This window comes from Streptomyces sp. NPDC094143, assembly GCF_040303825.1.
Taxonomy (GTDB): Bacteria; Actinomycetota; Actinomycetes; order Streptomycetales; family Streptomycetaceae; genus Streptomyces.
The window spans coordinates 194,823-207,605 of record NZ_JBEOTZ010000013.1 but is presented as its reverse complement, the minus strand read 5'-3'; the positions used below and the strand labels follow the sequence as shown (position 1 = coordinate 207,605).

Below are 12,783 nucleotides of genomic sequence, written 5' to 3'. Positions count from 1 at the left end.
GGCCGTCGCGGTGCAGGCACCGCGACGGCCACCGCATGTGCCACCGCCGGGCTCGGCCTGCTCATCGCCGCGCTCCTGCCCCACCAGCAACCGCCGCCACCACCTCCGCCATCGGCCCGCACCCACGTCCAGCAGCCGCCCACGGCCGCCGCCGGCACCGACCCGCGGACTCCGGTGCTGCCCGCCTCCGAGCCGGTCCGCATCACGGCCAAGACCATCGGCCTGACCGCGCCCGTCGACCCCGTCGGTGTCGCCAAGGACGGCTCCATAGCCCTGCCTGCCGATCCCGGCAGAGCCGGCTGGTACAACGGCTCCGTCACACCGGGCGAAAGAGGCAACGCCGTCCTGGCCGCCCACCTGGACTCCACCAGCGGCCCCGCCGCCTTCTACAGCCTGGGCGCCCTGCGACAGGGCGACCGCATCACCGTCGAGCGTCAGGACGGCCGCGACGCGCTGTTCAGCGTCGCCGCCATGCGCGTCTACGCCAAAAGCTCTCTGCCCTCCGAGACGGTCTACGGCCCGACCGCCCACCCGCAGCTGACACTCATCACCTGCGCCGACTGGGATGCGACAGCGAGAAAATACCGAGCCAACCTGGTCATCACTGCCCACCCCGCGAAGAGCAACGATGCCGCTCACTCCTCAGTACCTGACGCTGTCGGATCCTGAAATACATCGCCTGGTGGCTTGATCGCGCCGGATCGGGCAGGTGAGATCTGTGTCATCCGCGCCGTCCGACCTGCTCGCGCAGGTTCGGCATGCCCTGATTCAGGCGCGATTTCACCTGGCGGGAGACGATGGGAGGGACGGCAGGCCGGGGCTGGCGGTGATGGAGGTGCCGTCGGCGGTGGCTGCTCGTTCTGACTGATCGGTAGGTCAGGCGGCTGCTCGTTTCAGCGCCCGTGGGGTGATGGGAAGCCGGTTCAGGCTCTTGGTGGTCGCGGGTGAGACGGCGGGTCATCAGGGTGATGGCCGCCAAGCCATCAGGGTTTCTGAGTGCTGGACGAGCCGTTCGTAGTCCCTCGCAAGCCGGCGGGCCTGCATGATCCAGGACAGCGGCCGTTCGACGACCCAGCGGCGGGGCAGCACGACAAAGCCCTTTGGTGCTTCCCCTCGCCCCGTCCGAAGGTATGGCAAAAGGCCCGGTCAACACACGTGTTGGCGTCCGGGCGCAACCACGGCGAGACGTCCACCGCCGGCACGAGCCGGCCGTCCGCCGCTTTCGGTAACGGCACCCCGGCCAGGGTCCGACGCAGCCGCGCGACACCGATCCGGCCCTGGTTGAGCCCACCGTACAGAGCACCGTGACCACGGCGGTGTTCGGGCGCGAGCGCGAAATCGACCAGCGTCCGCACCGGCCCATCCGTGCACAGCAGTGCGTCACACAACTCGAACAACGCGTCGCCCGGCGCGGACAGACACGCGTACAGCTCCGACCGGAAGCGTGACACTTCCCCGAACGCATCCCGCGGGATGCTGTTCGAGCCGCGTTCGACGCCGGACGTCATACGACAAGCTCAGGACACGGCCATGCCACCCGACCTGCCCCGTCCCCTCACCGCCGAGGCTGAGGAGACGCACATCGGCGAATGCTGCCCGTCCAGTCGGCCGTCAGGGGATCGCGACCGGCACGGGCTCTTCCTCGGGCTCGTCGGTGATACCCAGATGCAGGTGCTCGATGTGGTAGAGGGCCTGGTCGAGCAGTCCGGCGACGTGGTTGTCGTGCAGGGCGTAGACGACGGAGCGGCCCCGGCGGGTGCCGGTGACCAGGCCCAGGTTGCGCAGCACGCGCAACTGGTGCGAGCAGGCGGACTGTTCCATGCCGACGGCGTCGGCGAGCTCCGTGGCCGCGCAGGGACCTTCGCGCAGCCGGGCCAGGATCAGCAGCCGGGAGGGGGTGGCGAGGGCCTGGAGGGTCTCGGCGACCTTCGGCGCGTTCTCCGGCGTCAGCCGGGTGCGCGGGGTGGCGGGGTCGCTCGCGGGAGGTTTCTGTCCATGGCCCATGCGGCTATCGTACGGGAATGAACGCATGAATAGCTGTTCAGATGTTCCTGTACTGTGGAGGGGTCGGAACCCCCGTCCCCATCGAAGGCCCCCGTCTGATGACTTCCACGCTGACCGCTCCCCCTGCGCCGGGGCATCGAACCGCCGGGTCCCCGCCACGGCGGCGCACCCGGCTCCTGGCGCTGCCCGAGGCCCGCTGGGCGCTGGCCGCCCTGATCCTGTTCCTGACCGCCCTGCCGCTGCATCTTCTCGGCGCCCCGGTGTGGCTGTGGGGCCCGCTGTATGCCGCCGTCTATGTCAGCGGCGGTTGGGAGCCGGGGTGGGAGGGGCTGAAGGCCCTCAAGGACAGGACTCTGGACGTGGATCTGCTGATGGTGGTCGCCGCGCTCGGCGCCGCCGCCATCGGCCAGGTCCTGGACGGCGCGCTGCTGATCGTCATCTTCGCCACCTCCGGTGCTCTGGAGGCGGTGGCGACCGCCCGGACCGCGGACTCGGTGCGCGGCCTGCTCGACCTGGCTCCCTCCACCGCGACCCGCCTGCTGCCCGACGGCCGCGAGGAGAGCGTGCGCGCCGAGCAGTTGGCGGTCGGGGACGTGATCCTGGTCAGGCCCGGTGAGCGGGTCGGCGCGGACGGCCGGGTCGCGGCCGGCGCGAGCGAGGTGGACCAGGCCACCATCACCGGCGAGCCGCTGCCGGTGGCCAAGGAGGCGGGCGACGAGGTGTTCGCCGGCACGGTCAACGGCACCGGCGCGCTGCGGGTGCGGGTGGAGCGGGATCCGTCGGACTCGGTGATCGCCCGGATCGTGAAGATGGTCGAGGAAGCCTCCGAGACCAAGGCGCCGACCCAGCTGTTCATCGAGAAGATCGAGCAGCGGTACTCGGTCGGCATGGTCGCCGCCACCCTGGCGGTCTTCGCCGTTCCACTGCTCTTCGGCGACGAGTTGCAGTCGGCACTGCTGCGCGCGATGACCTTCATGATCGTGGCGTCGCCGTGCGCGGTGGTGCTGTCCACGATGCCGCCGCTGCTGTCGGCCATCGCCAACGCCGGTCGCCACGGCGTGCTCGCGAAGTCAGCCGTCGCCATGGAACGCCTCGGCCAGATCGACACCGTCGCCCTGGACAAGACCGGCACCCTCACCGAAGGCACCCCGCGCGTCACCGACATCCGCCCACTGACCGGCAGCGGCCTGAGCGAGGACGAGCTGCTGGCCTTCGCGGCGGCCGCCGAGCACCCCAGCGAGCACCCGCTGGCCCGCGCCGTCGTCGACGCCGCCCGCGAACGCCGGCTGCCCCTCGCGGACGCGGACGGCTTCACCTCCGTGCCGGGCCAGGGCGTCACGGCCACCGTCGAGGGCCGCACCGTCCAGGTCGGCTCCCCGGACCGGCTCCTGCCCGCCGGCGCCGGCCCGGCGAACGCCGTCGTTCAAGGGCTGGAGGACGCCGGGCGTACCGCCGTGGTGGTCCTGATCGACGGGGAACCGGCCGGGGCGCTGGGTATCACCGACCGGCTGCGGCCCGACGCCGCCGCGACCATCGCCGCGCTCACCGCCCTGACCGGCCGCGCCCCGACCCTGCTGACCGGCGACAACGAACGCGCCGCGCGGCAGCTGGCCGCCGAGGTCGGCATCACCGACGTCCGCGCCGGACTGCTACCGGAGGACAAGGTGGCCGCCGTCCGCGCCTGGGAGCAGGAGGGCCGGAAGGTTCTGGTCGTCGGCGACGGTGTGAACGACGCCCCGGCCCTGGCCGCCGCACACACCGGCATCGCCATGGGCAAGGCCGGCTCCGACCTCGCCCTGGAGACCGCAGACGCCGTCGTGGTGCGTGACGAACTCGCCACCATCCCCACCGTCGTACGACTGTCCCGCACCGCCCGCCGCCTGGTGATCCAGAACCTGGCCATCGCCGGGACGTTCATCGCCGTCCTGGTCGCCTGGGACCTGATCGGCACGCTGCCGCTGCCGCTCGGCGTCGCCGGGCACGAGGGCTCCACCGTCATCGTCGGCCTCAACGGCCTGCGCCTGCTGCGCGAGGCCGCCTGGACCGGCCCCGGAAAGGACACCGCGTGAGCAAGCGCTCCCGCCGTACTGCCGCCGCCCCCTCCCCCACGTCCGCCGACGCGGCGCGGTGCACGGTAACCGTGTGCCGGGGGTGCTGCTGCGGCACGCCGAAGATCCCCGGCCTCGACCACGCGGCTCAGCTGCGCGGTCTTCGCCAAGCACTCCAAGGCACCGCGACCGTCCGGGTCACCGACTGCCTGGACGCCTGCGAGCACGCCAACGTCGTCGTCGTGCAGCCCTCACCCTCCGGCCGCGCGGAAGGCGGCCGGCCCGTGTGGCTCGGCCTGGTCAACGACCCCGACGCCACCGCCGACATCACCACCTGGATCGAACAGGGCGGACCTGGTCTCGCCGACCCGCCCGGCATCCTCGACCTGTACGGCTTCACCCCCTCCCGCCGCGTACGCGGGCAGGTGGAGGGCTGACGCACCAGCCTCTCGGGAAGAGGCTCACAGGGCCGGCGGACGCCGCCACGCCTGAATACCGTCGGGCGCGGCCGGGTGTCGTTCGAGGCCCATCGCCGACAACTCGGCGGCCGGCGTCTCGTCGGAGATGACATGGCAGTCGAACCCTGCGGTCTCTTCCCGGATCAGGTCGTCGCCACGCCACGGCTGCCATGCACCCTCGCGGACGACGCTGTGAAGCGGGCAGGGATCCGTGCGGCGAACCGGCCGTGCACGCCGGTCGTGTGCCGGGGCTGCTGCTGCGGCAACCCGCGCAGGCACCCCGGCACCGACCACGCCCGGCAGCTCGACCGGCTGCGCGACGGCGCGGCCGAGCACGGCTTCCACATCCGTACGGCGGACTGCCTCGGCCCTGCGACCAGGCCAACGTCATCGTCGTCCAGCCCTCGACCACCGGGCGCCGGACCGGCGGCCGGGCAACCTGGATCGGCTTCGTCATGGATGACGACGTCACCGACGACGTCACACGCTGGGCCGCCGGCGGCGGATCCGGGACGGCCAAGCCCCGGCCACGCTTGAACCGCAGTTCATTCGCCCACCTCGCGAGGCACGGCGCCGTGCACGCCGGTGAACACGGGCCTGACGGCGACTCGGTGCGCGGCCGCGACGTCATCGCGGTCGCCCGCCTCGACGAGTCGACCGCCGTCTCGGTCGCCGCCACGCTCCAGGCGCTGGCCACGCCCTCCCGCCTGCTGATCCTGACCACCCTGCGCCAGGCCGCATTCTCGGTCACCGAACTGGCCACCGCCGTCGGGTATCGTCGACCGCCGCTACGACGATCACGTCGCCCAACTCCTCGACCAAGCCGTCCACCACATCGAACACCTGCGACTCGGCGTGCGGAACCCCGGCTGACGAGCCAGCCGGCGGTCGCGCCCCGGCAGACGGGAGACAAGCTCGCCCACAGCGAGGGCACTTCGGGCAACACATGCGTAAATTGCCATATGTTAATGTGGCCATGCACCTCCTGCGGAGCACGAGCCGCAGGCGACCGGAGAGCACCACGAGGAGCACCACATGACCACCGCCACCGAGCACCGCACGCACGACGACCACACGCACACCCACGGCGAGGGCTGCGGGCATGTCGCCGTCCCGCACGGCGACCACACCGACTACGCACACGACGGCCACCTCCACAAGGCGCACGAGGGCCACGTCGACGAGTGCGCGCCCGCCGGCCACACCCCCCACGAGGGCCACGACCATCAGCACGGCGACGGCTGTGGGCATGTGGCCGTGCCGCACGAGGACCATGTGGACTTCGTGCACGACGGCCACCGCCACGCCGCGCACGAAGGTCACTGGGACGACCACTGATCCGGATCCACGTCCGGCGACAGAAGCCGAACCGGATATCATTGCCACTTGCTAATATGCGGATGTGGCCATAACTCCTCCCCCATCGACAACCCCGGCGGACGAACCGCTACGCGCCCTGGAGGCCGCCAGTGACCTGCTCAAGGCGCTGGCCTCCCCGGTCCGCCTCGGCATCGTGCGCGAGCTGTCCCAGGGCGGAAAGTACGTCCACGAACTGGTCGCCACCCTCGGAGTGAGCCAGCCGCTGGTCTCGCAGCACCTACGGGTCTTGCGCAACTCCCGGATCGTGACGACCCGACGCCAGGCCCGCGAGATCCGGTATCACCTCACCGACGAACACATCGCCCACATCGTGCTGGACGCCATCCGCCACGCGCAGGAGTAGCTCGGCGCCATCACGGCACGACGGCGCCGGACTTGCGTTCTGTTACGGCAGGGCAGAAACCCAGGCGTGAGACCAGGTGCACCCCAGACTCACCCACCGCTTCTCCGGTCTCCATCCGGGAGCCTGGTCGGGTGCCGGCTCGCGGCCACCCGCAGCCGTTGCAGGGTTGCAGGTACGTAGCAGTCCCCACCGGGCATATCCGGGCCGACGGTGACTCCGGCGGGCAGGAGGGCTTCACGGTGGCGGTACGAGAAGGCAAGGGCGCGTGTGAGATTGTGGTGGCGCTTCCGCCGCGCTTGGGTCCGCTTTCGTCGTCGGCGCACCCCCAGGCGGCGGACATGACAGAGCGCGGAGGGCGCTGGCTCAACGGCTTCGGTCTGTGCCGGCGCGAGCCCGAGCGGACGCGGATGCTGAACAACGACTGCGGTGAGTTCTACGGACGGATCATGCCGCAGGCGCCGCAGGAGCGGTCGCAGTTGCGGTGGACTGGTGCACGCTGATGTTCGCCTTCGACGACGTCCACTGCGACGAGGGCGCGGCCAGCGTGCGCCCGGGCGACATCGCCGAGATCGCGTCGCACGTCGTGCGGGTTCTTTCAGGTGCCGGAGGCGGTGACGGGGCCGCCGGGTGACGCGTTCCTGGCCGCGGTGCGTGATCTGGCAGAGCGCGGCCGCGCCTGGGGCAGCCCGGTGCAGGTGGCACGCATGGTGCTCCGGACGGGGCGGACCACCGCCCATGCCCCGGACCCAGCCGGACCAGCGCTCCCTGTGCCTGCTGGCCCACCCCTTCCACCAGCCCCAGAGGCCCCCTTACGCGTGACATCGGCCAGAACCCGGTGAAGAGGCGCAGCATGGATGTGGTCAGAAACGGATGACACGAGCATCACACCCCGCCTTCGGAATCCGGACCGGGCTCCAGGGCGCCCGGAACAGCCTGCTACGCAACGCAGTCATCCCCGCACACTCCACCCGCGCAGGGGCGTCTGTGAAGGGGGCGTGGAAGCACGTCCGAAGCGCCCGCCCGACAAGCACCCGGCCGTCCCCAGCACTCGCGTGCGGCCACGGGAAACGCCGTTTCGCACCCGACCGGTGCCTTGCGGGCGGGAACCGGCCCCGGCGGGTGCCGCCACCGATCACATGGCGCTCCACAGCGCGGCCGATGAGTTTGTGGCTCCCGGCCGGTCCAAGCTGGTGACACCCTGAGAAAGGACACCGCCATGCCGGAGCTTCTCGTCGACTTCATCACCTCCCTCGACGGCCACGCGTCGGGCGAGGGATGGCCCGGGTTCTGGGGCCTGGAGGGCCCGGAGTACCTCGCCTGGCTCGGCGAGCAGCCCGAGGCCACCTACCTGATGGGAGCCAACACCTACCGTCTGATGTCGGGCTTCGCCGCGGGCGAGGTCCCGGAGGGCCAGGACGAGTTCAGGCCCGAAGAAGAGGCGTCCGTGGACGAGCTCACGCAGGCGTCGAAGGTGGTGTTCTCCTCCTCCTTGAAGGGGCCACTGACGTGGGCCAACTCCACGCTCGCGCGCGACGACGCCGTCGAGGCGGTCCGCAACATGAAGTCGAGTGGCTCGGGGCTCCTCAGCACGATCGGCAGCCTCAGCCTGTGCCGGTCCCTGCTCCGAGCCGGACTCGTCGACCGTTTCCGGGTCGTGATGTTCCCGGTGATCACCGGGGCCACGGGCCAGGAGCGCATCTACGACGGCTATCCGGACGTCGCCCTCGAGATGACCGACCACCGCACCTTCGACGGCCGCATCCAGCTCGTCGAGTACAAGCCCCGTGTCCTCGAGCACCCGCCGCTCGGCGTTCCTGGATGACGTCGCCCCGTCCACCCGCCCGGACGGCGGCCAGGCCGGCGCCGGCGGACGCGGAAACAGACCTGGCAGAGAGCGAACGGTCAAGACGTCAGGAGGCGTCCACCCGGGCCTTGCCCTGTTGCAGGGCCCGGTGAACACGCCGTCGACGGCACAGGCGGCGAAAACGGGCGCGACCGTCTTCCACAGGCCCCGACAGTCCGGCCGGCCGCGCCAGGACACCCCGGCCCGAATCGCCGGCTCCCAACGACTTGGGGTCATGCCATCAGCTCTTCGACACGAGTTTCTTGAGGGCGATGTTGAGAGCGAGGACGTTCACGCGGGGCTCGCCCATGAAGCCGAGGGTGCGGCCCTCGGTGTGCTCGTCGACGAGCTCTGCAACCCGGGCCGTGGACAGGCCGTTCCTCTCGGCGACCCGGTGGACCTGGATGTCCGCGTACTGCGGGGAGATATCCGGGTCCAGTCCGGAACCGGAGGAGGTGACCGCGTCGGCGGGCACCTGGGACGGCTTCACCTGGTAGGTGGCCGTGGAGTTGTCCCTGACGACGGCGGCCTTGGCGTCCTTCACCCACCCGATGAGCTCCTGGTTGTCCCCCGACCGGTTGGTCGCGCCGGACAGGACGAGCTTGTACCGGGTGTTGACGCTGTTGGTGCCGAGGCCGTTCTGCGGACGGCCCTGGAACCACTTCAGGTCCGCAGCCGGGGTCTTCTGACCCGCCTTCAGCGGCAGGTTGTACGCCTGGCCGATCAGGGACGAGCCGACGACCCTGCCGTCCGCCCTCACCTCGGAGCCGTTGGCCTTGTCGTTGAACAGCCCCTGCGCGATGCCGGTGACGACCAGCGGGTAGAGGACGCCGGTCACCAGGGTCAGCACGAGGAGGGCGCGCAGGCCCGCCCCGAGCAGCCGGGCGGTGTTGGATACGGAGTTGTTCATGGCCTTCAGCCGATTCCGGGGATGAGGGAGACGAGCAGGTCGATGATCTTGATGCCGATGAAGGGTGCGACCAGACCGCCGAGGCCGTAGACCGTCAGGTTGCGCCGGAGCAGCCTGTCCGCGCTGAGCGGCCGGTACCGCACGCCCTTCAGGGCCAGCGGCACCAGTGCGATGATGATCAGCGCGTTGAAGATCACCGCGGACAGGATCGCGGAGTCGGGCGAGGACAGGTTCATGATGTTGAGCTTGTCCAGGCCCGGGTAGACGGCGGCGAACAGCGCCGGGATGATCGCGAAGTACTTGGCGACGTCGTTGGCGATGGAGAACGTGGTCAACGCGCCCCGGGTGATGAGCAGTTGCTTGCCGATCTCGACGATCTCGATGAGCTTGGTCGGGTCGGAGTCGAGGTCGACCATGTTGCCGGCCTCCTTGGCGGCCGACGTGCCCGTGTTCATGGCCACGCCGACGTCGGCCTGGGCGAGGGCGGGCGCGTCGTTGGTGCCGTCGCCGGTCATGGCGACGAGCTTGCCCCCGGCCTGCTCACGCCTGATGAGGGCCATCTTGTCCTCGGGGGTGGCCTCGGCGAGGAAGTCGTCGACACCCGCCTCGTCAGCGATCGCCTTGGCCGTCAGCGGGTTGTCGCCCGTGATCATGACGGTCTTGATGCCCATGCGGCGCAGTTCCTCGAACCGCTCCCGCATGCCGTGCTTGACGACGTCCTTGAGGTGGATGACGCCCAGGACGCGGGCCCCGCGGGCGTCCTCGACCGCGACGAGCAGCGGCGTTCCGCCGGCCTCGGCGATGCGGTCGGCGATCAGGTCCGCGTCGTCGGCCACGGTGCCGCCGTTGTCCCGGACCCAGGCGGTGACCGAACCGGCCGCGCCCTTGCGGATCCTGCGGCCGTCGACGTCCACACCCGACATCCGGGTCTGGGCGGTGAAGGCGATCCACTCGGCACCCACCAGCTCGCCCTGGTGCCGCTCGCGCAGCCCGTGCCTCTCCTTGGCCAGGACGACGACGGAGCGGCCCTCGGGCGTCTCGTCGGCCAGCGACGACAGCTGCGCCGCGTCGGCGACCTGTGCCTCGGTCGTGCCGCGCACCGGCACGAACTCGGCGGCCTGGCGGTTGCCCAGGGTGATGGTGCCGGTCTTGTCCAGCAGCAGGGTGGAGACGTCACCGGCGGCTTCGACCGCGCGGCCGGACATGGCGAGCACGTTGCGCTGCACGAGCCGGTCCATGCCGGCGATGCCGATCGCCGAGAGCAGGGCACCGATCGTGGTCGGGATGAGGCAGACCAGCAGAGCGACGAGTACGACCATCGTCAGGTGGGTGCCCGCGTAGTCCGCCAGGGGCGGCAGTGTGGCGCAGGCGAGCAGGAAGACGATGGTCAGCGAGGCCAGCAGGATGTTCAGGGCGATCTCGTTCGGCGTCTTCTGCCGGGCCGCGCCCTCGACCAGGCTGATCATCCGGTCGATGAAGGTCTCGCCGGGCTTCGCCGTGATCTTGACGACGATCCGGTCGGAGAGGACCTTCGTTCCGCCGGTGACCGCCGAGCGGTCGCCGCCGGACTCGCGGATCACGGGTGCGGACTCACCGGTGATCGCCGATTCGTCGACGGAGGCGACGCCCTCGATGACGTCTCCGTCTCCGGGGATGATGTCGCCGGCCTCACAGACGACCAGATCGTCGACCCTCAACTCGGTGCCGGGCACGTGCTCTTCGCGGTCCCCCACCAGGCGGCGGGCGACCGCGTCGGTCTTGGCCTTGCGCAGGGTGTCGGCCTGCGCCTTGCCCCGGCCCTCGGCGACGGCCTCCGCCAGGTTGGCGAAGACCACCGTCAGCCACAGCCAGGCACTGATGGTCCAGCCGAACCAGTCGCCGGGGTCGGTGAAGGAGAAGACGGTCGTCAGCACGGAGCCGATCCACACCACGAACATCACGGGGGACTTGACCATCACCCGTGGGTCGAGCTTGCGAAAGGCGTCCGGCAGCGACTTGAGGAGCTGCTTGGGGTCGAGAAGGCCGGCGCCCGCCCGGCCCTCGGGGGCCTTGTGCCGGGTGGGGGCGTCCTGGTGGGGCGCGAGGGTGGGAGTGGACATGGAGTCCTGTTTCTTTACGTGGGTGGTCATCACGCCAGCCCCTCGGCCAGCGGTCCCAGCGCGAGGGCGGGGAAGTACGTCAGACCGGTGATGATGACGATCGTGCCGACCAGCAGCCCGGCGTACAGGGGCATGTCCGTGCGCAGGGTGCCCGCCGTCACCGGAACCGGTTGCTGCTCGGCGAGCGAGCCGGCCAGCGCCAGCACGAACACCATCGGCAGGAAGCGGCCGAGCAGCATCGCCAGGCCGGTCGTGGTGTTGAACCACTGCGTGTCCGCGTTCAGGCCGGCGAACGCCGATCCGTTGTTGTTGGCGCCGGACGTGTAGGCGTACAGGATCTCGGAGAACCCGTGCGCCCCGCTGTTGCTCATCGAGTTCGCCGGGGTGGGCAGCGCCATCGCGAAGGCGGTGAAGACGAGCACGAGCGCCGGGGTGACGAGGATGCAGCAGGCCGCGAGCTTGATCTCGCGGGGGCCGATCTTCTTGCCCAGGTACTCGGGCGTGCGGCCCACCATCAGGCCGGCGATGAACACCGCGATGATCGCCATGATCAGCATTCCGTAGAGGCCGGAGCCGACGCCGCCGGGCGCGATCTCGCCCAGCATCATGCCGAGCAGGGTGATGCCGCCGCCGAGGCCGGTGAAGGAGGAGTGGAAGGAGTCCACCGCACCGGTCGAGGTGAGGGTGGTCGACACCGCGAAGATCGCCGAGCCGCCGGTGCCGAAGCGGACCTCCTTGCCCTCCGTCGCCCCGTTGGCCAGTTCGAAGGCCGGTCCGTGGTGAGAGAACTCGCTCCACATCATGAGCGAGACGAAGCCGACCCAGATGGTGCCCATGGTGGCGAGAATCGCGTATCCCTGCTTGACCGAGCCGACCATCAGGCCGAAGGTCCGGGTGATCGAGAACGGGATCAGCAGGATCAGGAAGATCTCGAAGAGGTTGGAGAACGGGGTGGGGTTTTCGAAGGGGTGGGCGCTGTTGGCGTTGAAGTAGCCGCCGCCGTTGGTGCCGAGTTCCTTGATGGCCTCCTGGGAGGCGACCGCGCCACCGTTCCACTGCTGCGCGCCGCCCATGAACTGCCCGACCTCGTGGATGCCGGAGAAGTTCTGGATCACGCCGCACGCCACCAGCACGACCGCGCCCACGAAAGCGATCGGGACCAGGACGCGGACGACGCCGCGCACCAGGTCGGCCCAGAAGTTGCCCAGCTCACCCGTGCGGGAACGCGCGAAGCCGCGCACGAGCGCCACGGCGACGGCCATGCCGACGGCCGCGGAGACGAAGTTCTGCACGGCCAGGCCGGCGGTCTGCACGACGTGGCCCATGGCCTGCTCGCCGTAGTACGACTGCCAGTTCGTGTTGGTCACGAACGACACGGCCGTGTTGAACGCCTGGTCCGAGTCGACCGAGGCGAAGCCCAGCGAGCCGGGCAGGTGCCCCTGGAGCCGCTGGAGAGCGTAGAGGAACAGGACACCGGCCACGGAGAAGGCGAGGACGCCGCGCAGGTACGCGGGCCAGCGCATCTGCGTGTCGGGGTCGGCCCCGATGCCCTTGTAGATCCACTTCTCGACGCGCAGGTGCCTGCCGGAGGAGTACACCTCGGCCAGGTAGGTGCCGAGAGGTTTGTGCGCGAGTGCCAGGGCCGCTGTCAGAGCGAGCAGCTGGAGTACGCCGGCGAGTACGGGACCCATCTGGTGT

The 12,783-nt window shown here is 70.4% G+C and carries 13 protein-coding genes and 4 pseudogenes; 10 read left to right on the top strand and 7 right to left on the bottom strand.

Annotated elements, in window-relative coordinates; genetic code table 11:
- The coding region (locus ABTZ58_RS19155; protein ID WP_351357659.1) for a sortase domain-containing protein at nt 1–669 on the top strand (669 nt) is incomplete at its 5' end.
- A 52-nt stretch (nt 670–721) separates the two neighbouring features.
- Here ABTZ58_RS19155 and ABTZ58_RS19150 read toward each other — a convergent pair.
- From ABTZ58_RS19150 to ABTZ58_RS19140, 3 genes and pseudogenes are all read right to left on the bottom strand, one after another.
- Nucleotides 722–1,110 (bottom strand): annotated as a pseudogene (locus ABTZ58_RS19150) (hypothetical protein); the annotation flags it as partial.
- A pseudogene (locus tag ABTZ58_RS19145) lies at nt 1,104–1,508 on the bottom strand (transposase); the annotation flags it as partial. The pseudogenes ABTZ58_RS19145 and ABTZ58_RS19150, both read right to left, overlap by 7 nt.
- 103 nt (nt 1,509–1,611) lie before the next feature.
- Nucleotides 1,612–2,004 carry an ArsR/SmtB family transcription factor gene (locus ABTZ58_RS19140; protein WP_351357657.1) on the bottom strand — a complete coding sequence of 131 codons (393 nt, stop codon included), beginning with the start codon at nt 2,002–2,004 and terminating at the stop codon, nt 1,612–1,614.
- Between the two features lie 98 nt (nt 2,005–2,102).
- On the opposite strand from ABTZ58_RS19140, the gene ABTZ58_RS19135 reads away from it, so the two are divergent.
- Both ABTZ58_RS19135 and ABTZ58_RS19130 read left to right on the top strand, forming a co-directional pair.
- Nucleotides 2,103–4,073 carry a heavy metal translocating P-type ATPase gene (locus ABTZ58_RS19135; RefSeq protein WP_351357654.1) on the top strand — a complete coding sequence of 657 codons (1,971 nt, stop codon included), beginning with the start codon at nt 2,103–2,105 and terminating at the stop codon, nt 4,071–4,073.
- Nucleotides 4,070–4,489 carry a (2Fe-2S) ferredoxin domain-containing protein gene (locus ABTZ58_RS19130; protein ID WP_351357651.1) on the top strand — a complete coding sequence of 140 codons (420 nt, stop codon included), beginning with the start codon at nt 4,070–4,072 and terminating at the stop codon, nt 4,487–4,489. The genes ABTZ58_RS19135 and ABTZ58_RS19130 overlap by 4 nt, the downstream gene beginning before the upstream one ends.
- Nucleotides 4,490–4,513: 24 nt before the next feature.
- On the opposite strand, the gene ABTZ58_RS19125 is transcribed toward ABTZ58_RS19130, so the two are convergent.
- On the bottom strand, nt 4,514–4,855 hold the full coding sequence (locus tag ABTZ58_RS19125; protein ID WP_351357678.1) for a hypothetical protein: 342 nt from the start codon (nt 4,853–4,855) through the stop codon (nt 4,514–4,516).
- On the opposite strand from ABTZ58_RS19125, the pseudogene ABTZ58_RS19120 reads away from it, so the two are divergent.
- From ABTZ58_RS19120 to ABTZ58_RS19090, 7 genes and pseudogenes are all read left to right on the top strand, one after another.
- A pseudogene (locus ABTZ58_RS19120) lies at nt 4,751–5,099 on the top strand ((2Fe-2S) ferredoxin domain-containing protein). The gene ABTZ58_RS19125 and the pseudogene ABTZ58_RS19120 overlap by 105 nt on opposite strands.
- A gap of 22 nt (nt 5,100–5,121) precedes the next feature.
- Nucleotides 5,122–5,383 (top strand): annotated as a pseudogene (locus tag ABTZ58_RS19115) (ArsR family transcriptional regulator).
- Between the two features lie 162 nt (nt 5,384–5,545).
- On the top strand, nt 5,546–5,848 hold the full coding sequence (locus tag ABTZ58_RS19110; protein WP_351357648.1) for a hypothetical protein: 303 nt from the start codon (nt 5,546–5,548) through the stop codon (nt 5,846–5,848).
- Nucleotides 5,849–5,912: 64 nt separating this feature from the next.
- A complete protein-coding gene (locus ABTZ58_RS19105) occupies nt 5,913–6,233 on the top strand; it encodes an ArsR/SmtB family transcription factor (protein ID WP_351357645.1) in 321 nt (106 codons plus the stop codon).
- A gap of 338 nt (nt 6,234–6,571) precedes the next feature.
- Complete coding sequence (locus ABTZ58_RS19100) at nt 6,572–6,733, top strand: hypothetical protein (RefSeq protein WP_351357642.1); 162 nt, start codon at nt 6,572–6,574, stop codon at nt 6,731–6,733.
- A complete protein-coding gene (locus tag ABTZ58_RS19095) occupies nt 6,733–6,864 on the top strand; it encodes a hypothetical protein (protein WP_351357639.1) in 132 nt (43 codons plus the stop codon). The genes ABTZ58_RS19100 and ABTZ58_RS19095 overlap by 1 nt, the downstream gene beginning before the upstream one ends.
- A 585-nt stretch (nt 6,865–7,449) precedes the next feature.
- Nucleotides 7,450–8,055 (top strand): dihydrofolate reductase family protein, encoded by a 606-nt coding sequence (locus tag ABTZ58_RS19090; protein ID WP_351357636.1) that lies wholly within the window; start codon nt 7,450–7,452, stop codon nt 8,053–8,055.
- Between the two features lie 262 nt (nt 8,056–8,317).
- On the opposite strand, the gene ABTZ58_RS19085 is transcribed toward ABTZ58_RS19090, so the two are convergent.
- Genes ABTZ58_RS19085 through kdpA form a run of 3 tightly spaced genes read right to left on the bottom strand, consistent with a single transcriptional unit; the run spans nt 8,318 to nt 12,776 of the window.
- Entirely contained in the window at nt 8,318–8,986 is a 669-nt protein-coding gene (locus ABTZ58_RS19085) for a potassium-transporting ATPase subunit C (RefSeq protein ID WP_351357633.1), read from the bottom strand.
- Between the two features lie 5 nt (nt 8,987–8,991).
- Nucleotides 8,992–11,115: a potassium-transporting ATPase subunit KdpB gene (kdpB, locus tag ABTZ58_RS19080; RefSeq protein ID WP_351357630.1), complete on the bottom strand. Its 2,124-nt coding sequence runs from the start codon at nt 11,113–11,115 to the stop codon at nt 8,992–8,994.
- Nucleotides 11,115–12,776: a potassium-transporting ATPase subunit KdpA gene (kdpA, locus tag ABTZ58_RS19075; protein WP_351357627.1), complete on the bottom strand. Its 1,662-nt coding sequence runs from the start codon at nt 12,774–12,776 to the stop codon at nt 11,115–11,117. Before kdpA ends, kdpB begins: the two co-directional genes overlap by 1 nt.
- Nucleotides 12,777–12,783: the final 7 nt, after the last annotated feature.